We start from the raw sequence: 22,721 nt of genomic DNA, 5'->3' as shown, positions 1-22,721 counted from the left end.
GATTGTAAACGCCGCAAATGACTTTCATTTGCTTTTTGGTATGGAAACCGGATAAAATACGAGTAACGAAGTGAAGGAGGATGTGGCATGGCAGAACAACTTCAACTGGATGGCGGAAATATCCGGATTGCGGATGACGTCGTGGCGAAAATTGCCGGAATGGCTGCGCTCGAGACGCCCGGAATTGCCGCAATGTCTGGAGGATTGTCGGAGGGCTGGGCCAAGCGCCTCAGCGGTAAAAACGTACAGAAAGGCGTGGGCGTTGAGGTCGGCCAGCTGGAAGCAGCCATTGATCTGCGCATCATCGTCCTGTACGAGACCCCGATTCATGAAGTATCCCGCATGCTTCAGCAAAACGTAAGGGAAGCGGTTGAAAGCATGACCGGATTGCGTGTTGTTGAAGTCAACGTCAAGGTCGAAGGCGTTTCTTTCAAAGGTGACGACGTATAATCATCCATATGCGGTAAGAAAAAAGACTTCACATCCCAAGGGATGTGAAGTCTTTTTTCGATTATCCATTCACCGATTAACGAACGCGACGAATGGCCTGGCGGGAACGTACCGCCGGAGAAGTGCGTGTTTGGGTTTGAATCGTGACGGACTTCGTTTTTTCTTCCTTGATGACATCCAGGTTGTTGGTGCGTGAAATACTCAGCAAAATGCCCATGGCCACCATCATAATGAAGAGGGAAGTACCGCCATAACTGATAAACGGAAGGGTAACTCCCGTCACCGGAATCGTTTGAGTCACGCCACCGATATTAATGAAGGCCTGGATGGCGATCAATCCCATGATGCCGATGCCGACGAGCGTTCCGAACGGATCGGGGCAGCGTAAGGAGACGATGATGCCTCGCCATATGAAGTACAGATAGACGAGCAGGAAGAGCATGCTTCCCAAAAAACCGAGCTCTTCGCCAATGACCGAAAAAATAAAGTCATTGTACGCATTGGGCAAGTAATGCAATTTAATGGTGCCTTGCCCGATTCCGGAACCCGTAAAGCCGCCGTCCCCGATCGCGACTAACGAGCGATAGAGGTTATAGCTGCTTCCGTTCGGGTCAGACATCGGATCGAGGAACGCTTGAAACCGTCCAACCTTGTAATTCGACTTTGACGCGTCTGCAGCGTCCGTGGTGGAGGCTGCGTTGTCCGAGGGGGATAAGGTTGAAAGGAGAGCGTTTCCTCCAAAAGCCAGCGCAGCCCCAAGCACCACCAGCAGAATGGATCCCATGATGTGTTTCATGTTGGCTCCCCCTGCATAAATGACCAATCCGCAAGTGGCGACCAAAATAAAAGTCGTACCGAAGTCAGGCTGAAGCATAATCAACCCGGCTACGAATCCCACAATAATCAGGACGGGAAGATACCCTGTCTTCAAATCCCTGAAGCGCTCGCCTTTTTTGGTAATTAGCGCGGACAGGTACAGAATAATGGCAATCTTCGCGAACTCGGCAGGCTGCACGCTGAATCCGAAAATGTGGATCCAGCTTCTCGCCCCGTTAAGCACCTTGCCCATAATCAGGACCAGCAGGAGCATAACCGTTGTAAACAGGAAAAAGGGTGCATACAGCTTCTTATACTTGTTGAAACGAATGTTCATGGCAAAGAACATGCCAAACAGGCCGATAACCGCCCACATCAGTTGTTTTTTCGTGAAGTAAAGGGCATCATTGTGATAATCCGCGTTAGCAATTGCAATGCTGGAACTGGAGCTGAATACCATCACCAGTCCAAAGCCCACCAACAATAGAGTGAGGATCAGCAGTTGAAAATCCGGCGTGCCTCTCTTCGTTCTCTTCTGGGCCGTTTGTTGTTTCATCGTATGGTCCCAGCCTATGCCTGAAGCAGTTCTAACAGCTGCTGCAGTTTTTGGTTCGCCAGCTTCACGACTGGCTGCGGAACGGAAGAGTCATAGTCCAGGCCGTGCGGGAACGTTGCTTTTCCAAGATACACGGCTTCTACCGCCAGAATGCTGTCCGGTTTTTCCAATTTGCCGTCAACAACGCGGGTGTTGATTCGTACGAAATATTCCGATTTGGTGGATTCGTCTTCAATTTTGTAGTCATATGTAGCCCGGTAATATTCCCATTGCCATCGAATAAATCCGACTTTCTCGGCGCTTTCATCCAGGTATGCCAAGTCGCTTTTCAAGCCATCTAAGCCTGTATTTTTAAAAATCATAAGCGTCTGCTCCTCCTCACAAGCTTCCGAGTGTATTTTCTCGTGCATTCTCTCATTCATGATAGTATGTTTCCCCTTCCCGTGCAAGCTTTCGAACACCGTTTCGTATCGGATTTCTTCCAATTCTGCTACAATATACAGCAATAGGTTTGCCAAGGTTGTTGCGGGCCTGATAGAAGCTCTGCTCAAGAAAGAAAGGATGGGAGAAATGACAAACAAAATATGGTGGGAGGATCTGCAGATCCATATGGTGGAATGGCGCCGTCACCTTCACCGTAATCCTGAGGTTTCCTTTCATGAGGAGAAGACGTCGACCTTCATCGCGGACATGCTGGAAAGCTTCGGCATTGAAGTGCAGCGCCATGTGGGCGGACATGGCGTCATCGGCATTCTGCGCGGGGAACAGCCCGGGCCGGTCGTCATGCTTCGTGCCGACATGGACGCGCTCCCGATTCAGGATGAAAAAGACGTGGAATACGCTTCGCAATCGGCGGGGGCCATGCATGCCTGCGGTCATGACGGCCATGTCTCGATCCTGCTGGGAACGGCACTGTATTTCAGTCGCCATCGGTCCGACATTCGGGGCGAAATCCGTTTTTTGTTTCAGCCTGCGGAGGAGCTTCTTCCCGGCGGAGCAGTCAAAGTCATCGCCGACGGTGCGCTTGAAGGTGTGGACGTCATCTATGGCATTCATCTCTGGACACCGCTTCCGGTGGGCGTGGCAGCCAGCAAGGAAGGACCGATGATGGCTGCGGCGGACGATTTCTACGTCACGCTTACAGGTAAAGGCGGGCATGGAGGCATGCCGCAATCGACGGTGGACAGCGTGGTCGCCGGTTCGGCGCTGGTCATGCAGCTGCAAACGGTAGTCAGCCGGTCCGTGGACCCGCTCTGTCCGGCTGTGCTGACCATTGGCACGATGCAAGCCGGTTCGGCTCAAAATGTCATTGCCGAATCCTGCAAACTAAGCGGGACGATCCGGACGTTTGACGAGGCGACCCGGGCATCGATGAAGGAGAGGGTACATACGGTCGTTGCCCAGACAGGCGCGGCTTATGGCGCGCAAACCGATGTGAATTACATCATGGGTTATCCGCCTGTGGTGAACGACAAAACGGAATCGGAGCGTTTTTTCCGTGAAGCCGTTCAGGTATTCGGTGAAAGCAACGTCCAGACAACGCCGATGCTGATGCCTGCGGAGGATTTTGCGTATTATTTGCAGCAGGTTCCCGGCTGTTTCATGTTTGTGGGGGCAGGCAATCCGGAGAAAGGGGCCGTGTATCCCCATCATCATCCGAAGTTTGACTTCGATGAAGACGCGATGCAGCTTGGCGTTCAGTTGTTCATTGCGATGGCCAAGGGGTATGCTTCGTCTTTCGAATGATTTTTCCAGTATTGGGCACTCTATTCCTAAGGAATAGGGTGTTTTTTTTTATTTGTAGCGTCGACCGGAATTTCTTCGACGTGTTGAAAAGGATGAATTCGGGTCAATGTGATATTCATAGGAGGAAAGCATGGAAACGACAGGGGCTTGCATCGTGCAGCGGGACTTTACGATTTTGCTGGAAACGGATCACCCTGGCAGCGAGCAGGCGAGGTCGCAGCTGGCGGCTTACGCAGAGTTGATCAAAACGCCGTCTGCATGGCATACGTATCGGATCACGTCTTTATCGCTATGGAACGCTGCGGCCATGGGATGGAATGCAGATGGAATCATGGCAAGCCTGAACCAGCATTCGCGCTGGGACATGCCCGCATCCTTGGCGGAGTTTATTCGCAGAACGATGAACCAATATGGCAGGCTGCAGTTGCACGCAAGCGAGGAATCGCAGCAGTTGCGGCTGGTCGGTGATGAAGAACTGCTCGACGAGTTGGCCGAAGCTCGTTCCTTATCCGCTTTTGGCCTGAAGCGCTCAAGCCGTGCGGAATTCGTGCTGGGCGGCGAGCATCGGGGCCTGCTGAAGCAGGAGCTGACACGACTTGGATATCCCGTGCTGGATTACGCCGGATATCGGGAGGGAACGCCGTTGTCCATTGGATGGCGTGATGGTGCATTTTCGTTGCGTCCCTATCAAAAGGAAGCGGTCGAAGCTTTTGGCGGAAGCGACGCCATGAACGGAAGCGGACTGCTGGTGCTGCCCTGCGGGGCAGGCAAAACCGTCATTGGCATGGCCGTATTGCAGCGGCTGCAATGCGAATGCCTCATTTTGACGTCCAACACGACGTCGGTTCGTCAGTGGATTGCTGAATGGTTGGATAAAACGGAGCTTGCTCCCGAACAGATCGGGGAGTATTCCGGTCAGAAAAAGCAGATAAGACCGATTACGGTTGCGACGTACCAAATTTTGACCCACCGCAAATCGAAACAAGCGGAATTTTCCCATATCCGATTGCTCAGCGAACGGAAATGGGGGCTGATCATTTATGATGAAGTACATCTGCTGCCTGCCCCTGTATTCAGGGCCACTGCCGATATCCAGACCACGCGGAGGCTTGGGCTGACGGCTACGCTGGTTCGCGAGGACGGCCGTGAGCAGGATGTATTTTCATTGATCGGTCCCAAACTGTACGATATGCCTTGGAAGAAGCTGGAGCATCAAGGTTGGATTGCTAACGTGCAGTGTCAGGAAATCCGCGTCCCATTATCCCCTCAATGGAGATCGAAATACGATCGGGCAGGCAGCAAACACCAGTTCCGCATCGCTGCCGAAAATCCGGCCAAGGCCAAGGTCGTTCGCAGGCTGCTCGATACTCACGCAGAGCTTCCGGCGCTGGTGATTGGTCAGTATTTGGATCAGCTGGAGGGGATTGCCCGGGAAATTAACGCCCCCCTGATTTCGGGTCAAATGTCGCAACCGGAAAGAAACAAGTGGTTTTCGGCTTTTCGGCGCGGTGAAATAAAAACGATTGTTGTTTCGAAGGTCGCCAACTTTGCCGTGGATCTTCCCGATGCGGCTGTTGCCCTTGAAATATCGGGAAGCTTTGGATCAAGGCAGGAAGAAGCGCAGCGTCTCGGCCGTATTTTGCGACCAAAATCGGGCGAGAACAAAGCTTTCTTTTATACGCTTGTATCCGAGAACAGCAGGGAACAAGAGTTTGCGATAAACAGACAACTGTTTCTGATTGAGCAAGGTTATGAATACACGATTAGACATGAGGATATATAGCGTTGTGAGTTCCCTGTTTTCTGAATGTTTCTGAAAAGGAGGGCGTAGTGGTTCGATGCATTTCGAAGATACATGCGGGGCGAACATGGTTTCAGCATTGCCGGCAATGGAGCAGACGGTATTGGGAGCCGTTTTTTGCAAGCATGCAGGCCAACCCTTCGCGTCGGTAATGGCTGCGGCTGATTGGGCCGAAGAAGGACTTAGCCGGGCGGAGGCGAGAGCGGCGTTTGCCTCATTATGGGAGAAGGGATGGATACAGGCCGTCCGCAAAGCTTGGGGCGAATGTTTGTACTACATCCCGGCTGCCCACCTCCCTATACTCGCAGCAGCCTTTGAACGGAGAATCGGCCGCGCTTTGGAAGGTGTCCCGCCTTTCTCCTCCAGCTCGGTTTCGCCGCTTCAGGGCGGGGGGTTATGCCCTTCGCCCCATCGCGTGGGCATGGCCGTATGGCGGGAAGGGAAAACCAACATAGCCCTCGATCTGCTGCACGTGCTTGCCTGGTTCGGAAGCAAAGGTCTGCCATTGACCCGAAAGGGCATACTGCACAAAAAAGCAATAAACCAGCTTGACCGTATGACCAGCATGCGGCCGGAAGATGTGAATGGCCTGGTTTTTCAGTATAAGCATCAGGAGGTTTATCCGCGCCACGTTGCGATCATGCTGGACTTGCTGCTTTCATTGGGGCTTATTCAAAAGAACGAGGACGTGTACGCCATATCCCAAGATCGGCTGAGTTCATGGCTGGATTTGCCCTGGAGCGCGATGCACAGGAAGATCTATGGGCTGTGCGCGGACAGGTATGCTGCAATGAACCCCGTCATGCAGCATGTGCAGTATCGCCTGCTGTTGCTCGCGCCGGGCAAAGACCAATGGTTTGGTTTGCGGCAGGTACTGCCGTTCATCCGCGAATGGCGCGATGCTGCTGCTCCCCATGAACATGAACATGCCAAAACCGTTTCGATTTCGGTTGATCCGGGGTGGCAACCCGAATGGGACCATGTATTCCCCCGAATTCTGGGGTGGTTGGAGGCATTGGCGGGTTGGGGCTTTGGCGAAATCGGCCAAGACGCTGCGGAAGGGAGCGTGTTTCGCTGGCTTGTTGATCCCCATTCGCTGTTGTATGGAACGGAGAGGGAGGATGGGACACAGGATGCGCGGTTGCCTCGTATCATCATTCAACCTGATTTCGAGCTGCTCGTTCCTAGCGAGGCAGCCCCTTCCGTGCATTGGGTGGCAGAGTGCTGTGCCGAATTGGTTCATCGCGATCGCCTTAGCGTATATCGTTTAAGCCGAGAGAGCTTTGCCAAAGCTGCGCACTTCGGAACATCGGCGGAAGAGGTTATCCGCTGCCTCGCGCTAAATGCGATGGAGGAGCTTCATCCCCACATCCAACTTGCTCTTGAAGAATGGGGAGGGGGCCATCCGTCGGAAAGGCGAGGCGGCGCGCTGCTCATGAAGCATGAGGTGCCAAAGGCGGATATGGGCGTTGTTTACGGCGAGGATCCGGTCGAAGGCGGCCACGAGAAGGAAAAGCCCGACCGGATTGCGTTTCGCGACCACCTTGGTGATGGGCTTGTCGAGTCCAGCCGCGGATGGCTTCGTCTTGAATCCGTCCCCTTCCGGAATCAAAAGGAGGATATACTGCCGGATTTGGACCGGGTGCCGGACGTGTGGCACAACGACTGGAGGCGGTATCATCTATCCACGGCGCGCCAAATCGCGGCCCAAGCCATTGAGTGGCAGACAAAACTGGTCATGAAGATGAAGGATGAGCTAGTTTTCGTGATTCCCGAAAAGATCCATGGCCATGAATCATGGACGTTGACCGGATGGAACGTATCTGCGCCTGACGGCAAAGTCATACGCGAAAACTTCTCGCCCTGCGATTGGGAAGAAATGCGCATCCTCGTACCTGAGATGTAGTTCCCCGCATCGAATGGTGAAAATGAGCTGCGTCCATGCTTCCCATGCGGCGTTTTCGATTTGGGTGTCGTTGTTGCGCCCTGTTTTCTAAATGCAGGAAAAACTCTTCTTAACCCATCAGGGATATGCTATGATAAAGTAGTCTACGTTACGTAGAACTTTATATATAGATAGGGATGATTTCATGAGCGTAGCGGAAATAAACACGGTCGATATGGCCCAAGTGTTGACGGGCGCATATGAATTGGCCGACATGATCAATCAATCTGCCGAAGTATCGGATTATTTATATTGGAAGCAGCAAGTTGATACGAATCCCGACATCCAGGCGGGGATCCGCAAACTGGAAAGCAAAAAGCAGCTTTTCGAGGAAACGCAGCGTTTTGGGCATTTTCATCCGGATTACCATGCGGCCAAAGATCAGGTTCGCGACGTGGAGATGGAATTGGAGCAGTTCGAAGCAGTGGTTCGTTTCAAACAAGCGGAGAGCCGGCTTGATGACATGCTGCACCAAATGTCGGAGACGATTGCTTTTGCGGTATCCTCCAGCATCAAGGTTCCAAGCAATGATCCGAACCCCAAAGGCGGCTGTGGCAGCGGGGGTAAATGCGGCTGTGGCGGCTGAGCCGGCGCTGGCACGGAGAAGGGAACGATAATATCAGACAGGCCGGACCCGATGCAGCGTCCGGCCTCCATTTTAGAAAGGCGGGAAAGATGATGTTTGCCGAAAGAACAGGATTCATTATTTGGGTCAGCGATTTAAAAGCTGCCCGCAATCTCGATAAATATGGCACCGTTCACTACATATCCCGCCGCATGCATTATGTGGTCATGTACGTGAATGCCGATCGGGCCGACGATACGATGAAAAACGTGAAGCGCCTTTCCTATGTGCGCAAAATCGAGCGTTCCTACCGGAACGAAATCAAGACGGAGTATGCAAGCAAAACGGCAGATAAAACGAGTTATTACGGATTGTGACCTGCGCTGTCGCGCCTGAGCGTCGAAGCCCATGGCCGATGCAGGAAAACGTCTTTATGGAGGGGCCTTTCGGGGCCGCTCTTTTGTTCCATTATGCAGCAAGCTTGTTTTGTGAAAAAAATGAAACATATGCCTTGAGGTTGCGGGACTTATGTTGTAATATATTGGTTAACAAATAGATAGAAAGTCCTATCTGGTGGAGAGTGATTCCCATGCGTGATAAGGTGATGCAACGTTGGAGCACGTACGAGCCCTTCTTTGTGGCTCTTGGAGACAAAAAAGTGGCCGACATCGTTATTACCCACCATGCCAAGATTCGGTACACGGACCGGATCGAGCCGAAACATAATGACGATGACCATATTGCGACATGGTTATGGGAGTGCCTGAAGCAAGACCGTATTACGCCATATTACCGCAATGAGCAGGATGTATACCTGATTGATGACGATTTGGTAGTGGTTGCTGAATTTTCCGAGCTTGAAGGGGAATACGATATTGCCGGCAATCCGCTGCACAAAATGATCATCGTAACGTTTCTCGGACGGATGTCGGAGACGATCGAGCTTCGCGATTTGAAATCGTATTATTCCTGGCTGAGACATTCCAGAAGGATGACGCTGGTGAAAAACAGCCGCAAGCACAAGTAACGATTAGGAGTAACCTTATCCCGAACGTATACCATCATAGCATTAGGCTACATCGCATGCAGACAAGCTGCATGCTTTTTTTGTTGGAATCGAAGAAATGGGCTACAATGGAGAGAGTGTAAAGAAGAGGGGCGAAGCCATGAATTTTCATCAATTACATATCTTTTATACGGTGGCAGAGAGGGGTAGCTTTTCGGCTGCAGCCCAAGCGCTTCATATGACCCAGCCTGCGGTAACGATGCAGATCCAGTCGCTGGAGGACTATTTCGGTATCAAGCTGCTGCATCGTTCCACCAAAAAATTGGAGCTGTCCGAAGCGGGGCTGACTTTACTGCCCTATGCGAAACGAAGCGTTGAGCTGGTGCGGCAGACGGACGAAGCGATGTCCGCCTTTACCGAGAAACTTCAAGGCAGGCTGCAGCTGGGAGCAAGCCTCACCATCGGCGAATACGTATTGCCCCGGATGTTAGGACCCTTTGCCAAAAAATATCCCGATACTTCGATCGTGATGAAGGTCATGAATACTGCACAAATTATGGAGGATATCCTGAAACATCAACTTGATCTGGGGCTGATCGAGGCACCCGTACAGCACCCTGACATGGTCGTGGAGACGGTTATGCAGGATGAACTGAAGCTGGTAGTCCCGGCAGGACACGCCCTTGATCGTGGAGAAGTCGAGCTTGAGGAAGTGTTGGCTTATCCGTTTGTTCTTCGTGAGAAAGGGTCGGGAACCCGCCAAGTCATGGAGGATGAGCTGCTAAAACGAGATATTGATGCCCGGCATATTCATGTTGTGATGGAGCTTGGCAGCACGGGAGCCGTAAAATCCGCAGTCGAGGCGGGCGTGGGCATCACGATGCTGTCCCCCTCATCGGTGCAGCATGAACTCGCTCTAGGGCTGGTGCGGATCGTGGATATTCGCGGACTGGAGTTCAAGCGCCAGTTCTACGCCATTCATTTGAAGTCATCACTCCCGCCGCTGCCGGCAATAGCTTTCCTCAATTATCTTCGCCACCAGGAGCAGGGGACGGATAAATAAGCGATCGGAAGATGGTACTGCACTCGCAGTGCCTTGTGTGATTGTTTAGTGCGGTTTATATAGATGATAAAGGAGATGTTAAGGATGAAACCACTGAACGGACAATGCGACCTGCATACCCATACGCAAGCCTCGGACGGCATGCAGCCGCCTGCGGAGAACGTGAAGTTGGCCAAGCGGAAGGGACTCGCTGCGGTAGCGATTACGGATCATGATACGGTAGCGGGCATTGCCGAAGCGGTTCAAGCAGGATTGGAAGAAGGGATCGACGTCGTGCCTGGCGTGGAAATCAGTACCCGTGCCGGCGGCAAGGACATTCACGTACTCGGTTATTACATGGACCCGAACGATGTTCGGTTTTTGGAGAGACTTCGCGGCCTGCGGGAAGCAAGAGACCAGCGCAACCATAAAATCATCGCGAAATTACGGGAACTGGGGCTGGATATCACATGGCAAGAAGTCATCGATGCACTTGGACGGCCGCTTCAGCCCGACGAAAGCATCGGCAGACCGCACATGGCTGACGTGTTGGTACGCAAAGGATACGCTGCCAACATGAAAGACGCGTTCGATCAATATTTGGCTGAAGGCAAGCCGGGCTTCGTATCGGTACCCCGGGTAACGCCGCAAGATGCATGCCAGTGGATCAGGGAAGCGGGCGGTGCGGCGGTGATCGCACATCCGGGCCTGTACGGCGATGATGATCTGGTTAGGGATATATTGCACCAGGCCAAGCCTGATGGCATCGAGGTCTTTCATTCCGACCATGGGCCAGAGGAAGAACGCAGGTACGCGCAGTTCGCCGGCGAGTTTGACCTGATCGAGACGGGAGGGTCGGATTATCATGGTGAGCGGCAAGGGGTTGTTTTTCATGGCGATTTGGGAAGCCGGACGGTCTCTGCCGATGTGCTCGCGAAGCTGAAGGCTGCAGCAGAGCGAAATGAAACAGGCGTTAGCTAGGCGCCAATGTACGTCTCCACAGTTAACCATGACACATAACCAGAGCCTTGTTTTGGCACGAAACGACATAAAAATCCCGCGAGCAGTCAAACAAGGCTGCTTGCGGGATTTTTTAATGCGTATGCATCATCGGTACATAAATGGGGGAGCAACACCCTTAACCGTTCTTGACGGTAGAAGGCAGGCTTTTAATCAACTCTTCGTTCGGTGTAACAAACAGCGTTTTCTGATTATCGTAAATGACGAAGCCCGGTTTAGCCCCGTTCGGCTTGCGAACATGGCGGATGTATGTGTAGTCGACGGGCACGCTGCTGGATTCCTTGGCTTGGCTGAAATATGCGGCCAGCTGGGCCGCCTCTTCCAGCGTGGCATCGCCGAATTCCTGGCTGCGAATGACGACGTGAGAGCCGGGAATGTCCTTGGTATGCAGCCACGTGTCGTTGGCGGAAGCCAAGCGGTTCGTCACGTATTCGTTCTGCAGATTGTTTTTGCCGACCAGAATGTCGATGCCTTCCGAGGAAGTAAACTGATGCACGGTAGGGCGATCGTTCTTCTTTTTCTTTTTGCCTTTTTTGGCCCGGTCGCGCAGGTAACCCTGCTGTACCAGCTCGTCGCGAATTTCCTCGATATCGCTCATGGATGCGCTGGAAAGCTGCTGCAGCAGGTTGTCCATATAGACGATTTCTTCCTTCGTCTTGCCGAGTTGTTCATGAATGACCGCCAGGCTGTTTTTGTATTTGTTGTAACGCTTGAAGTAACGCTGGGCATTGTCCGACGGCGTCAGCAGCGGGTCCAGCGGAATGGTGACGGTCGCCTGGTCCTCGTCATAGAAGTTCACGAGCTCGGCCTGGGTGTCGCCTTTGTTGATCTGGTGCAAGGAGGCAAACAGCAGCTCGCCCCATATCCTGTATTTGTCCGCGTCGTCGGCTTCAAGCAAATCCTTGTGCAGGTTGTCGAGTTTTTTGACGTTTTTGCTCCGCTCGTTCTGAATAAAACGCAACAGGTCGCTGACCTTTTGCTTGACGCTGTCCCGTTCGGCTTTGTCGCCGTAAAAATCTTCCATGCATTGGCTGATGGTGTCATAGGTTTTGACGGAATCTTGAATCCCATGCAGCGAGATGGCGGAGAAGACAAATTTTCCTTTGGCATTGGCCCCCGTCATCGGCGTGTATCTGTTTTCCTGCACATCGTCCATGACGGAACGAAATGCATTCCATAATTGCTCCGTATCTTTCGTTCCATTCGACGTCTCCCCGTCTGTCCCGAACGCGCGATATGTGATTTCTCCGGCGACGAGGGGACTAAGCCCACTGAACGAACCGACGAACCAGCGGGCGGCTTCCTCTTCGGAAGACTGCAAGCTGAACGCAAATTGTTCCCGTGTGGCTTCAAGCGGGTTCAGTTTGTGCTGCTCCGGCGGCGCAGTGTAGGAAAATCCGGGCATGATGACCCGGTAGCTGCTGATGGAAGGGGTAACATGATGAATGCCGTCCAGAATCGTTCCGGTAGCCGGATCGAGCAGCACAATATTGCTGTGGCGTCCCATCAGTTCGATGACGATGCGTTTGCTCGAGACATCTCCGAGTTCGTCGCGCTGACGCACGTCGATGTGAATGATGCGTTCCATGCCGACTTGACGAATGTCCTCGATAATGCCGCCTTCGCAATGTTTCCGCAGCAACATGCAGAACATCGGTGCTTCGGCGGGGTTGATAAACGTTTTTTCGGTAAAATGCACGCGCGGGTACGTCGGGCTTGCCGAGACAAGCAGCCTGCTGTTTCCTCGCTGCGCGCGCAAGGTCAGGACCACGTCATGATCGTTCGGCTGATGGATTTTGCTGATGCGGCCGCCTTTGCAGCCCTGGAGTTCATGTACGATGGCGCGTGTAACGATGCCGTCCAATGCCATGTTTTTCAACTTCCTCTCTATGCAAGCATTTCGTGAAATGCTCTGTCGGTAATCTGTGGATCGTTCCTTGAACACGTTGCATTTGCGGATATGTAAAAAGTGTTCAATCTGCTTTGCCCGGGCGGCCTGGTGGCGAAACGGAATCACGGCAACCGTCACGGGTTTTCCTCAGACTTTTATTTTAGCTTATTCCGGGCATCAGGGAAAGGATTCGCCTTCCGGGTGATAATTGGGGTCATGTCCGAATAGATATAGAGCAGGCAGTTTGTCCGGCAGGGCGTACAACCTGTACGCCATGTGTCGGCGGAGCATGACCGAACGTCTCGCACGGGAAAACAGATTGGGAGGGAATCTGGAAGCATGGAACAGACCAATTGGCATCAACTGAGGGTTGAGGAGCTCCAGCAAATGCTTGGCGTCAGTCCGGAGGTTGGTTTAACGGATGAAGCTGCGGCGGAGAAAAGGAAAACAGCAGGTTCTAACGAGCTGAGCGAAGGAAAACGCATATCCCCGATCACGCTGCTGCTGAACCAGTTCAAGGATTTCATGGTACTGGTGCTGATGGGGGCAACGCTGGTATCCGGGTTGCTGGGAGAGTATTTGGATGCGATCACGATCGTGGCCATCATTGTGCTTAACGCCATTCTGGGCTTCGTACAGGAATTTCGGGCCGAACGTTCACTGCGGGCCTTGAAACAGCTGTCCGCTCCTGCGGCCAAGGTATGGCGATCGGGAAAAGAGGTTCATCTGGCAGCCAAGCTGTTGGTGCCGGGCGATATCGTGTTTGTGGAAAGCGGTGATCGCGTCCCGGCCGACGTGCGTTGGTTCGAAACGAACAGCCTGGACGTCGAGGAATCCGCCCTTACGGGTGAATCGGTGCCCGTCAGCAAACACTGCAACCCGATCCCGGATGCGGCAGTGCCGCTCGGGGACCAGAAAAACATCGGCTTTATGGGTACCATGGTAACCCGGGGTACGGGAAAAGGGATTGTCATTCGTACCGGCATGGATACCGAAATGGGCAAAATCGCCGACCTGATCCAAAATACCGAAGAACAGGAAACGCCGCTGCAGCACCGTCTGGAGCAATTGGGCAAAATTTTGATCATGGTTGCCCTGGCGTTAACCGTGATGGTTGTCGTAGCAGGCATCCTGCATGGACAGCCTGCGGTGGGCATGTTCCTGGCCGGGGTCAGCCTCGCCGTGGCCGCAATTCCCGAAGGGCTGCCAGCCATCGTCACAATTGCCCTTGCGCTCGGCGTACAGCGCATGATCAAACGGAAAGCGATCGTCCGCAAGCTGCCTTCCGTTGAAACGCTGGGCTGTGCTTCGGTCATTTGCTCGGACAAGACCGGCACGCTGACCCAGAACAAAATGACGGTAACGGACGTGTGGGTGGAAGGCCGCAGCATCAAGGTAACCGGAGACGGATACGCTCCAGAGGGGCAGATGCTGGAGAATGGACGGACGTTGGAATTGAAGAGCGATCAGACGCTGCGCCGATTGCTGCAAATCAGCGCGCTGTGCAACAATGCCAGCATTTCACCGGTCAGCGATGCAGATCAGCGAAACAAAAAGAAAGGCAAAGACGCCAAGAAGGATGCCAAAAAGGGAATCAGCGACGTCGAGCACGGCGAGAATAACATCATTTGGGAATTGAAAGGTGATCCAACCGAGGGCGCGCTAGTGACGCTGGCCACGAAAATGGGACTTTCTCCCGCCAGCCTGAAAGATCTGTACGCTCGTCAAGTGGAATTCCCGTTCGATTCCGAGCGAAAACGCATGTCCGTTCTCGTTCATCATCAGGGCGGCCGGATGGTATATACCAAAGGAGCCCCCGATTTGCTCATTGGACAGTGCAACTACATTTTATGGGAAGGTCAAGTGGTGCCTTTCACGGGCACATTGCGCCAAAAGGTAATGGCAGCCAACGAAAATATGGCCGCTTCCGCCTTGCGCGTACTGGGCATGGCCTTCAGGGAGGTCCGACCTGACGAGAGAGTCGAAGATGAGCAAGCCGCCGAGAACCAGCTTGTCTTCGTTGGCCTGGCAGGCATGATCGACCCTCCGCGCCGGGAAGTGCGGGATGCGATAGCCACGTGCCGCCGTGCCGGCATCCGCACCGTCATGATTACAGGGGATCATGGCACGACAGCCGAGGCGATTGCACATCAGCTCGGCATCCTCCCGCGCGGAGGCAGTTCCTTGAGCGGGCAGCAGCTGGACGGCATGACGGACGAACAGCTGGACAAACAAGTGGAGAACGCTTATGTCTTCTCGCGGGTATCCCCGGAACATAAGCTCCGCATCGTCAAGGCATTCCAACGCAAGGGACACGTCGTTGCCATGACGGGGGACGGAGTCAACGATGCTCCGGCCATCAAAGCGGCGGATATCGGCATTTCGATGGGCATCACGGGTACCGACGTTACCAAAGAAGCCTCCGCGCTGATTTTGAGCGATGACAATTTCTCGACGATCGTCGCTGCCATCGAAGAAGGACGCAATATTTACGAGAACATCCGCAAGTTCATCCGATATTTACTCGCTTCAAACGTGGGAGAAATCCTGACGATGTTCTTCGCCATGATGATGGGATTGCCGCTGCCGCTCGTGCCTATTCAAATTTTGTGGGTGAATCTGGTTACGGACGGATTGCCGGCAATGGCGCTTGGAGTCGACCAACCGGAAAAGGATTTGATGGAACACAAGCCGCGCGGGGCCAAAGAAAATATTTTTGCCCGCAGGCTCGGGTGGAAAATCATCAGCCGAGGGGTATTGATCGGCATATGTACGTTGGGCGCGTTCTGGCTGACGCTGCAGGCAGCGCCGAATGATCCCGGCCAGCTGATCAAAGCCCAATCCGTGGCGTTTGCCACATTGGTTCTGGCCCAGCTCATTCACGTATTCGATTGCCGCAGCTCCCGTTCTATTTTCCACCGGAACCCGCTGCAGAACAAATACCTCGTGCTGGCGGTTATTTCATCGGTCGTTCTGATGCTGGTCGTCATGTACGCTCCGCCATTGCAGCCGATCTTCAAGACGGTTCCGCTCGGCCTGCGCGAATGGGCGATCTCGATCGTAGCCGCAGGGATTCCCACGTTTCTCATGGGTGCGGGAAGCGTATGGGGCGGTCGCCGCAACCGCCGCCGTATGGGCCCTCCGGGCCGCATCGTACCGAAAAGTACAAAAATTTCGGCATAAAATCAATACCGTATAAAGCCCGTTTTCGGGTATGCTATCCTCAAAATGATGCGGGGCGAGAGCTTCGGCATTTTGGCGGATAGCTTTTTTTACGCCGATAAACGCTTTGGCAGCAGATGCCAAAAGGAGTGTACAGCCAATGGAATTTACGAAAATGCACGGGCTTGGCAACGATTTTATCGTGATTTATGGAGAACAGCAGCTTCCCGCCGATGCGCCTGAACGGGCTATTCAATGGTGCAACCGGTTTTTCGGCATCGGTGCGGACGGGCTCGTCTATATATTGCCTTCCGAAAAGGCGGACTTTCAGATGCGGATCATCAATTCGGACGGCTCGGAAGCGGAGCAGTGCGGAAATGCCATCCGCTGCGTAGCCAAATACGTATACGACCACGGCCATGTGAGCAAGGAGCAGATCACGATCGAAACGATTGGCGCCGGCGTGCAGCCGGTCTCCCTCAACGTTAACGACGGGAAAGTCGCATCCGTGCGCGTCGACATGGGCGAGCCGATTTTGGACGGGCTTCAGGTGCCGACGACGGTGGATGCCAATCCGGTACTGGATCACTCGATTGAAGCGAACGGACGCGAGTTCAAATTTACCGCCGTTTCCATGGGCAACCCTCATGCGGTTATTTATGTGGACGACGCGGTCCATTTCGATCTGGCGACATGGGGCCCGCTGCTTGAGGTTCACCCGATGTTTCCGAAAAAGATCAACGTTGAATTCGCGACCGTGCGCGACCGCGGACATGTGGATATGAGAGTATGGGAGCGGGGAGCCGGCCCAACGCTGGCTTGCGGAACAGGCGCATGTGCAACGCTCGTGTCCTCCGTGCTGAACGGGCACACGGATCGCACTGCGGTCATCAGCCTCAAAGGCGGCGATCTGCATATCGAATGGAACGAGTCGGACAACCATGTGTACATGACAGGTCCGGCGGAAGTTGTTTTCAAAGGAGTCATCGCATAAGCGGTGCGCTATTCAAGCAAGAGAGGCCTGCGGGCCTCTTTTTTCGGTTGCAATCCTGCATTTCTGCTCTTGGTCATGGCGAGACAAACGATGGTTGGTCCCGGTCCGCTCCTTGGGAGTTGCGCCGTCCATTTGTTTATATCGAACAAGATGATGCGTGGATTTTGCAGCCTATTCAGCCATTCGCGCTCATGCGGGAAGTACACATTAAAACGCAAATAGATGAAGTGACGGGTTTAATCCCGAAAATTCTTTGTTTTTCTTCGTTTTTGGGCTTTTTTTGTGTTACATTAGTATGAAAATGATTGCAGTTAGGCGGGAGGAAGAGGATGAAGGCGGATTTGCGCAGCGCATTGCAGGAACGGGTTCTCATTGGGGATGGGGCGATGGGGACGTTCCTGTACCAGATGGGGTTTCCTGTGGGGATATCTTATGAGGAATTGAATTTGATTTCACCCGAGGTGGTGGCGGAAGTGCATCGCCGTTATCGCGACGCGGGGACTGAAATTTTCGAGACGAACACCTACTCGGCCAACTATGACAAACTGTCCAAGTTCGGGCTTGAATCGAAGGTGGGGGAAGTCAACCGAGAGGGAGTGCGGATTGCAAAGGAGGTAGCCGGGGCCAACGGTTACGTACTTGGCGCGGTCGGCTCCATCCGCGGAGGCAAGCGGACCAACGTGTCCACGAGCGAACTGAAGCGATTCTATGAACAACAGATTTTCGCCTTGCTTGACGAAGGCGTTGACGGCATTTTGCTTGAAACGTTCTATGACATCGAGGAGATGGATATCGCATTGCGGCAAGCGCGGAAGCTGAGCGATCTGCCGGTCATCGGACAGTTTGCCGTTGAAAACATCGGACACACGCTTGACGGTTACACCATGCCTGAAGCGTTTCGAATCATGCGCGAACAGGGAGCCGACGTGATCGGTTTTAATTGCCGCACGGGTCCGAACGGAATCATGCGTGCCATGGAAACCGTGTCCGGCAAAATCGGACTGCCGATGTCGGTTTACCCGAACGCGGGTGCCGCGGATTACGTGGACGGTCAGTTCCGCTACGGCGCGTCTCCGGAATACTTCGGCCAGACCGCGCTTCAATTCGCCGAACTGGGCGCGCGCATTATCGGCGGCTGCTGCGGCACGACGCCGGACCACATTTCGGCCATGGCCCGCGCATTGGCCGAGTATACGCCGCTGCCGATTGCCGAGCCGGATCCGGCCGAGCCGAAACCGCGCATTGTATTGCACGAACATCTCGATGAGCGTTCCGGCCGAGGCGGACAGCCGACCATCGTTGACCTGGTCAAACAGCGCCATACGATCATTGTGGAACTTGATCCACCGCGCGACCTCGATATCGCAAAATTTATGAAAGGCGCGGAAGAACTGAAGGCGGCGGGTGCCGACGCGCTGACGCTTGCCGACAATTCCCTTGCGGTGACCCGTATGAGCAATATGGCCCTCGGCCACCTCGTTCAGGATCGGACAGGCTTGCGGCCGCTCGTGCATATCGCCTGCCGCGACCGAAACCTGATCGGAACGCAGTCGCATATGATGGGCTTCGACGCGCTCGGCATCAACCATGTGCTTGCCGTTACGGGTGACCCGGCCCGCTTTGGTGACCTTCCGGGCTCCAGCTCTGTATACGACTTGACTTCGTTCGAAATCATTCGCATGATCAAGCAGCTGAACGACGGCATCGCTTTCTCGGGGAAACCGCTCAAACAAAAAGCGGGCTTCGTGATCGGGGCCGCCTTCAACCCGAACGTCAAGCATTTGGATAAAGCCGTGCAGCGGCTGGAGAAAAAAATCGCTTCGGGAGCGGACTATATCATGACCCAGCCGGTGTATGATCCTGAATTGATCGTAAGGATGCGCGAAGCGACGAAACATCTGGAAGTGCCTATTTTTGTCGGGATCATGCCGCTCGCAAGCGGACGAAATGCGGAGTATCTTCATAATGAAGTGCCGGGCATCCAGCTGTCGGACGAAGTTCGTTCCCGCATGGCGGGCCTTGAGGGCGAACAAGGCCGAGCCATGGGCGTGACGATTGCCAAAGAGCTGCTCGACGTGGCAACCGAGCAATTTAACGGAATCTATTTGATGACACCTTTCATGTTCTATGGCATGACGGCGGAATTGACGAGATATGTGTGGGAGAAATCCGCCCACCAATGTCCTACTTGTTTCAACCCAAATAATCAATTACAATAGTGTAACGGATGTGATGCCGATGTCATTCAGTATGACCGGATACGGTCAATCCGCCTTTCATTTCGGCGGCTACAAGGTACAGCTCGAGATCAAGTCTGTCAATCATCGCTACTGCGAGGTTATGATGCGCCTGCCGAAGGAGTGGACGTATTATGAGGACGGCTTGAGGAAGAAAGTGCAGAGCCGTTTGAAGCGCGGGCGGATTGATGTTTATGTAATGAAGGAAAAGGATGAGGACGAGGCTCTGCCTGCCGTGCTGAATGAGCAGGCGGTCAGGGCCTATCTACAGGCCGCGGAGCAACTGGAATCACGCTTCGGAATGCAGGGCAAACCCACCATCAAGGACATGCTTGCGTTGCCTGACGTCATGGTTCATTCGGACGGAGTGGGCCTGCTTACGGAAGAAGAAAAGCAGGAGTGGGAGCGCGTACTGCATGCCGGATTGGAAGAAGCGCTGACCGGGCTTGAACAGATGCGTGCCCGAGAGGGTCTTCATCTGGCCAGTGATCTGGATCGGCGAATCGCCCATCTCGAATCGCTGCATACCGAGATGCTTGCTCTTGCGCCCACTGTCGTCAGTGACTACCGCAACAAGCTTAGACAAAGGCTAACGGAAATGCAGGAAGAAGGCTCTTTCCCTTTTGATGAGCATAAATTGGGTATGGAAATTGCTGTATTTGCCGATCGTTCCAACATTGAGGAGGAGCTTACGCGTCTGCTGAGCCACTTTGGACAATGCAGGGAACTGCTGAGAAGTGATGAACCGGTAGGCCGGAAGCTGGACTTTCTTATTCAGGAGATGAATCGGGAGGTCAATACGATTGGCTCAAAAGCCAACCATTTGGCTCTGGTGAACCGTGTTGTCGAAATGAAGGCGGAACTGGAGAAGATTCGCGAGCAGGCGGCGAATATCGAATGAACGGCCATATTTCGGCATAAGAGTCGCAAGTATAGGGGGAAGAACCTGATTATGGCAATCAAACTCATTAACATTGGATTCGGTAACATCGTGTCGGCGAACCGGATTATTTCTATCGTAAGCCCGGAATCCGCGCCGATCAAGAGAATTATACAAGAGGCCAGAGACCGCCATATGCTGATTGATGCTACGTACGGAAGACGCACGCGTGCCGTGATCATTACGGATAGCGACCACGTCATTCTGTCTGCTGTTCAGCCGGAGACGGTTGCCCATCGTCTTTCCTCGAAAGACGATGATAACGACGAATAAAATGGAGTGTAATATGTCTAAGGGATTACTGATTGTGTTGTCCGGACCATCTGGGGTCGGGAAGGGTACTGTATGCAGCGCTTTGCGCAAACGGGTGCCGGAACTGATTTATTCGGTATCGGCGACGACCCGTCAGCCGCGTCTTGGCGAAGAGCATGGCGTGAACTATTTTTTTAGAACCCGTGAAGAATTTATGGCCATGATCGAACAGGATCAATTGTTGGAGCATGCCGAGTATGTCGGGAATTATTACGGCACGCCTCGTGATTTCGTGGAAAATACGATCAATGAAGGCCGCGACATCATCCTGGAGATTGAGGTCCAGGGCGCGCTGAAAGTGAAGGAGAAGTTCCCGGAAGGGATCTTTGTCTTTTTGCTTCCTCCTTCGTTGGACGAGCTTAAAGATCGGATTCAGGGGCGCGGTACGGAGAGTCAGGCGACGATTGATCACCGGATGTCCGTAGCGGTCGACGAAATTAATTTGTTGGAGCAGTACGATTATGCGGTTGTCAATGATGAGATCGATCTGGCGTGCAAACGAATAGAAAGCATCATTATCGCCGAACATTGTAAGATCAGGAAATAATCTAGGCGCTGCCGCATGCATATATTCTGGAAAGAGAGAAAAGTGCCGCGGCGGCGACCGGGGTTATACTAATGCAAAGAGGTGTTTTGTTAACATGCTGTATCCTTCTATTGATGAAATGATGAACAAAGTCGACAGCAAATATTCGTTGGTTGTTGCCGCATCCCGTCGTGCAAGACAGCTGCGTGAAGGGGAAAAATCGGAGCTGAGAAATCCGAAATCCCATAAGCAGGTTGGCGTGGCGCTCGAAGAAATTTATGGTGATCTGCTCGTCGTTGTCAAAGGGCAAGACGAAGAAGAGGAAGAGTAAGCCGCTTGCGGCTTTTCTTCCAATTGCATAACCCGGCATGGCCGGATTCATTCGACAACCGCAAGGTTGTTATTTTTTTCTCTACGTCTTATATATCGGGGGAAGTAACCAATGTTGAACGGTAAAAAAATCGTGCTCGGCGTAACAGGAGGCATTGCCGCTTACAAGGCGGCTACATTATGCAGCAGACTGGTGCAAAAGGGGGCGGATGTTCACGTCATCATGACGGATTCCGCAAAACAGTTTATTACCGAATTGACGCTGCAAACCCTGACCCGAAACGTTGTATACAGCGATACGTTCGATGAACGGGAACCTGCGGTCGTGTCGCATATTCATTTGGCGGACCTGGCGGATCTGGTGCTGGTAGCCCCGGCTACGGCCAACACCATTGCCAAGATGGCAAATGGACTGGCGGATGACATGTTGTCGACGACCTTGCTTGCCACAACCGCTCCGGTTATGGTTGCTCCGGCCATGAATGTGCATATGTATGACCATCCGGCCGTGCGTCACAACATGCAGCTGCTCGTGGAGCGGGGGACGATGATGATCGAACCTGGCGAAGGTCTGCTTGCCTGCGGTTATGTTGGCAAAGGGAGGCTGGAGGAGCCGGAAACGATCGTGGAAGTGATCGAGCAGTACTTCGAGCAACAACAGTCGGGTACGCTGGAATCACGGGGGCTGACAGATGGTCAAGCAGAATCGGCTTCGCTGCACACCGCCTTGCTTTCGGGGAAAAAAGTGGTGGTTACAGCTGGCGGTACCATTGAACGCATTGACCCTGTACGTTATATCACGAATGATTCTTCCGGCAAAATGGGGTTTGCGATCGCTGCGGCTGCGCGCGATTTGGGAGCCGAGGTAAAGCTGGTTATGGGCAATACCCAGGCAACGCCTCCCGAAGGGGTACGGATTGTTGCCGTACAGTCGGCCCAGGATATGTATGAAGCGGTGCTGGCCGAATGGGCAGATGCCGACATCGTCGTCAAGGCCGCGGCCGTTGCCGATTACCGCCCTCAAACGGTCGCATTCCAGAAAATCAAAAAAAAGGGCGATACGCTGTCCTTGGAGCTCGTGAAAAACATAGACATTCTGGAGACGCTCGGGAAACGGAAGGACCATCAATTTTTGATCGGTTTTGCGGCAGAGACCCATGATGTCGAAAGATACGCCCGCGAGAAGCTGGAGCGAAAACATTGCGATCTGATCGTCGCCAACGACGTGAGCCGGACGGATGCCGGCTTCGGCACAGATACGAACAAGGTGAATATCTATGACCGGGAAGGCCTGGTGGAAGAGCTTGAGTTGATGAGCAAGCAAGCGGTGGCACACCGGCTGTTGGCCATTGCGGCGGAGCGCATGACCGGGAGGGATTAAG

The 22,721-nt window shown here is 53.4% G+C and carries 20 protein-coding genes; 17 read left to right on the top strand and 3 right to left on the bottom strand.

All coding sequences use genetic code 11. The features are described 5' to 3' along the window. Nucleotides 1-87 precede the first annotated feature (87 nt). Nucleotides 88-450, top strand: a complete 363-nt coding sequence (locus SNR34_RS21430; RefSeq protein ID WP_236416464.1) for an Asp23/Gls24 family envelope stress response protein — start codon at nt 88-90, stop codon at nt 448-450. A gap of 76 nt (nt 451-526) precedes the next feature. Here the strand turns inward: SNR34_RS21430 and ftsW are convergent, their stop codons facing one another. Further along, on the bottom strand, nt 527-1,822 hold the full coding sequence (gene ftsW, locus SNR34_RS21425; protein ID WP_236416461.1) for a putative lipid II flippase FtsW: 1,296 nt from the start codon (nt 1,820-1,822) through the stop codon (nt 527-529). Nucleotides 1,823-1,836: 14 nt separating this feature from the next. Beyond that, entirely contained in the window at nt 1,837-2,184 is a 348-nt protein-coding gene (locus SNR34_RS21420) for a YugN family protein (RefSeq protein WP_236416457.1), read from the bottom strand. Nucleotides 2,185-2,392: 208 nt separating this feature from the next. Here SNR34_RS21420 and SNR34_RS21415 point away from each other — a divergent pair, with 208 nt between their 5' ends. The 8 genes from SNR34_RS21415 to SNR34_RS21380 all read left to right on the top strand — a co-directional run bounded on the left by SNR34_RS21415 (nt 2,393) and on the right by SNR34_RS21380 (nt 10,908). Next, the gene (locus SNR34_RS21415) at nt 2,393-3,568 is read left to right on the top strand and encodes a M20 metallopeptidase family protein (RefSeq protein ID WP_236416454.1); all 1,176 of its coding nucleotides are present in this window, start codon (nt 2,393-2,395) and stop codon (nt 3,566-3,568) included. A 130-nt stretch (nt 3,569-3,698) separates the two neighbouring features. Continuing rightward, a complete protein-coding gene (locus SNR34_RS21410) occupies nt 3,699-5,351 on the top strand; it encodes a DNA repair helicase XPB (protein ID WP_236416452.1) in 1,653 nt (550 codons plus the stop codon). 55 nt (nt 5,352-5,406) lie between these two features. Continuing rightward, nucleotides 5,407-7,275, top strand: coding sequence for a helicase-associated domain-containing protein (locus SNR34_RS21405; protein WP_486180140.1), 1,869 nt, complete (start codon nt 5,407-5,409; stop codon nt 7,273-7,275). 184 nt (nt 7,276-7,459) lie between these two features. Then, nucleotides 7,460-7,900: a YlbF/YmcA family competence regulator gene (locus SNR34_RS21400; RefSeq protein ID WP_236416445.1), complete on the top strand. Its 441-nt coding sequence runs from the start codon at nt 7,460-7,462 to the stop codon at nt 7,898-7,900. A gap of 92 nt (nt 7,901-7,992) precedes the next feature. Then, entirely contained in the window at nt 7,993-8,256 is a 264-nt protein-coding gene (locus SNR34_RS21395; RefSeq protein ID WP_236416733.1) for a YlbG family protein, read from the top strand. A gap of 212 nt (nt 8,257-8,468) precedes the next feature. Further along, on the top strand, nt 8,469-8,906 hold the full coding sequence (locus SNR34_RS21390; protein ID WP_236416443.1) for a hypothetical protein: 438 nt from the start codon (nt 8,469-8,471) through the stop codon (nt 8,904-8,906). A gap of 139 nt (nt 8,907-9,045) precedes the next feature. Then, entirely contained in the window at nt 9,046-9,948 is a 903-nt protein-coding gene (locus SNR34_RS21385; protein ID WP_486180139.1) for a selenium metabolism-associated LysR family transcriptional regulator, read from the top strand. Nucleotides 9,949-10,032: 84 nt separating this feature from the next. Beyond that, complete coding sequence (locus SNR34_RS21380; RefSeq protein WP_236416437.1) at nt 10,033-10,908, top strand: PHP domain-containing protein; 876 nt, start codon at nt 10,033-10,035, stop codon at nt 10,906-10,908. A gap of 157 nt (nt 10,909-11,065) precedes the next feature. On the opposite strand, the gene SNR34_RS21375 is transcribed toward SNR34_RS21380, so the two are convergent. Beyond that, nucleotides 11,066-12,817, bottom strand: a complete 1,752-nt coding sequence (locus tag SNR34_RS21375; RefSeq protein WP_339273483.1) for an Rqc2 family fibronectin-binding protein — start codon at nt 12,815-12,817, stop codon at nt 11,066-11,068. Nucleotides 12,818-13,177: 360 nt separating this feature from the next. Between SNR34_RS21375 and SNR34_RS21370 the strand changes: the two genes are divergently transcribed. The 8 genes from SNR34_RS21370 (at nt 13,178) to coaBC (ending at nt 22,720) form a co-directional block, all read left to right on the top strand. Next, nucleotides 13,178-16,021 (top strand): calcium-translocating P-type ATPase, SERCA-type, encoded by a 2,844-nt coding sequence (locus SNR34_RS21370; RefSeq protein ID WP_486180138.1) that lies wholly within the window; start codon nt 13,178-13,180, stop codon nt 16,019-16,021. A gap of 139 nt (nt 16,022-16,160) precedes the next feature. Then, complete coding sequence (gene dapF, locus SNR34_RS21365; RefSeq protein ID WP_343261050.1) at nt 16,161-16,994, top strand: diaminopimelate epimerase; 834 nt, start codon at nt 16,161-16,163, stop codon at nt 16,992-16,994. 329 nt (nt 16,995-17,323) lie between these two features. After that, entirely contained in the window at nt 17,324-19,213 is a 1,890-nt protein-coding gene (locus SNR34_RS21360; RefSeq protein ID WP_236416429.1) for a bifunctional homocysteine S-methyltransferase/methylenetetrahydrofolate reductase, read from the top strand. 19 nt (nt 19,214-19,232) lie between these two features. After that, nucleotides 19,233-20,132: a YicC/YloC family endoribonuclease gene (locus tag SNR34_RS21355; RefSeq protein WP_236416428.1), complete on the top strand. Its 900-nt coding sequence runs from the start codon at nt 19,233-19,235 to the stop codon at nt 20,130-20,132. A 51-nt stretch (nt 20,133-20,183) separates the two neighbouring features. Beyond that, nucleotides 20,184-20,444 (top strand): extracellular matrix/biofilm regulator RemA, encoded by a 261-nt coding sequence (gene remA, locus SNR34_RS21350; RefSeq protein ID WP_006209218.1) that lies wholly within the window; start codon nt 20,184-20,186, stop codon nt 20,442-20,444. Nucleotides 20,445-20,457: 13 nt separating this feature from the next. Further along, the gene (gene gmk, locus SNR34_RS21345; RefSeq protein ID WP_236416427.1) at nt 20,458-21,030 is read left to right on the top strand and encodes a guanylate kinase; all 573 of its coding nucleotides are present in this window, start codon (nt 20,458-20,460) and stop codon (nt 21,028-21,030) included. Nucleotides 21,031-21,124: 94 nt separating this feature from the next. After that, nucleotides 21,125-21,340 carry a DNA-directed RNA polymerase subunit omega gene (gene rpoZ / locus SNR34_RS21340; RefSeq protein ID WP_236416426.1) on the top strand — a complete coding sequence of 72 codons (216 nt, stop codon included), beginning with the start codon at nt 21,125-21,127 and terminating at the stop codon, nt 21,338-21,340. 111 nt (nt 21,341-21,451) lie between these two features. Beyond that, complete coding sequence (coaBC, locus tag SNR34_RS21335) at nt 21,452-22,720, top strand: bifunctional phosphopantothenoylcysteine decarboxylase/phosphopantothenate--cysteine ligase CoaBC (RefSeq protein WP_343261049.1); 1,269 nt, start codon at nt 21,452-21,454, stop codon at nt 22,718-22,720. The last annotated feature ends 1 nt before the right edge of the window (nt 22,721 follow it).

The sequence above is a fragment of the Paenibacillus sp. XP01 genome, from assembly GCF_057364885.1.
Note: the sequence above shows the minus strand (reverse complement) of the source record. Positions and strands in the feature narration are given on the sequence as shown.

Bases quoted from the DNA above. Each gene is read 5' to 3' on its own strand.
- SNR34_RS21410 (WP_236416452.1), top strand. From the start codon at position 3,699: ATGGAAACGACAGGGGCTTGCATCGTGCAGCGGGACTTTACGATTTTG.
- SNR34_RS21390 (WP_236416443.1), top strand. From the start codon at position 8,469: ATGCGTGATAAGGTGATGCAACGTTGGAGCACGTACGAGCCCTTCTTT.
- gmk (WP_236416427.1), top strand. From the start codon at position 20,458: ATGTCTAAGGGATTACTGATTGTGTTGTCCGGACCATCTGGGGTCGGG.
- SNR34_RS21380 (WP_236416437.1), top strand. From the start codon at position 10,033: ATGAAACCACTGAACGGACAATGCGACCTGCATACCCATACGCAAGCC.
- SNR34_RS21415 (WP_236416454.1), top strand. From the start codon at position 2,393: ATGACAAACAAAATATGGTGGGAGGATCTGCAGATCCATATGGTGGAA.
- coaBC (WP_343261049.1), top strand. From the start codon at position 21,452: ATGTTGAACGGTAAAAAAATCGTGCTCGGCGTAACAGGAGGCATTGCC.
- remA (WP_006209218.1), top strand. From the start codon at position 20,184: ATGGCAATCAAACTCATTAACATTGGATTCGGTAACATCGTGTCGGCG.
- SNR34_RS21385 (WP_486180139.1), top strand. From the start codon at position 9,046: ATGAATTTTCATCAATTACATATCTTTTATACGGTGGCAGAGAGGGGT.
- SNR34_RS21395 (WP_236416733.1), top strand. From the start codon at position 7,993: ATGTTTGCCGAAAGAACAGGATTCATTATTTGGGTCAGCGATTTAAAA.
- SNR34_RS21355 (WP_236416428.1), top strand. From the start codon at position 19,233: ATGTCATTCAGTATGACCGGATACGGTCAATCCGCCTTTCATTTCGGC.
- SNR34_RS21370 (WP_486180138.1), top strand. From the start codon at position 13,178: ATGGAACAGACCAATTGGCATCAACTGAGGGTTGAGGAGCTCCAGCAA.
- SNR34_RS21420 (WP_236416457.1), bottom strand. From the start codon at position 2,184: ATGATTTTTAAAAATACAGGCTTAGATGGCTTGAAAAGCGACTTGGCA.
- rpoZ (WP_236416426.1), top strand. From the start codon at position 21,125: ATGCTGTATCCTTCTATTGATGAAATGATGAACAAAGTCGACAGCAAA.
- SNR34_RS21430 (WP_236416464.1), top strand. From the start codon at position 88: ATGGCAGAACAACTTCAACTGGATGGCGGAAATATCCGGATTGCGGAT.
- SNR34_RS21360 (WP_236416429.1), top strand. From the start codon at position 17,324: ATGAAGGCGGATTTGCGCAGCGCATTGCAGGAACGGGTTCTCATTGGG.
- SNR34_RS21375 (WP_339273483.1), bottom strand. From the start codon at position 12,817: ATGGCATTGGACGGCATCGTTACACGCGCCATCGTACATGAACTCCAG.
- dapF (WP_343261050.1), top strand. From the start codon at position 16,161: ATGGAATTTACGAAAATGCACGGGCTTGGCAACGATTTTATCGTGATT.
- SNR34_RS21400 (WP_236416445.1), top strand. From the start codon at position 7,460: ATGAGCGTAGCGGAAATAAACACGGTCGATATGGCCCAAGTGTTGACG.
- SNR34_RS21405 (WP_486180140.1), top strand. From the start codon at position 5,407: ATGCATTTCGAAGATACATGCGGGGCGAACATGGTTTCAGCATTGCCG.
- ftsW (WP_236416461.1), bottom strand. From the start codon at position 1,822: ATGAAACAACAAACGGCCCAGAAGAGAACGAAGAGAGGCACGCCGGAT.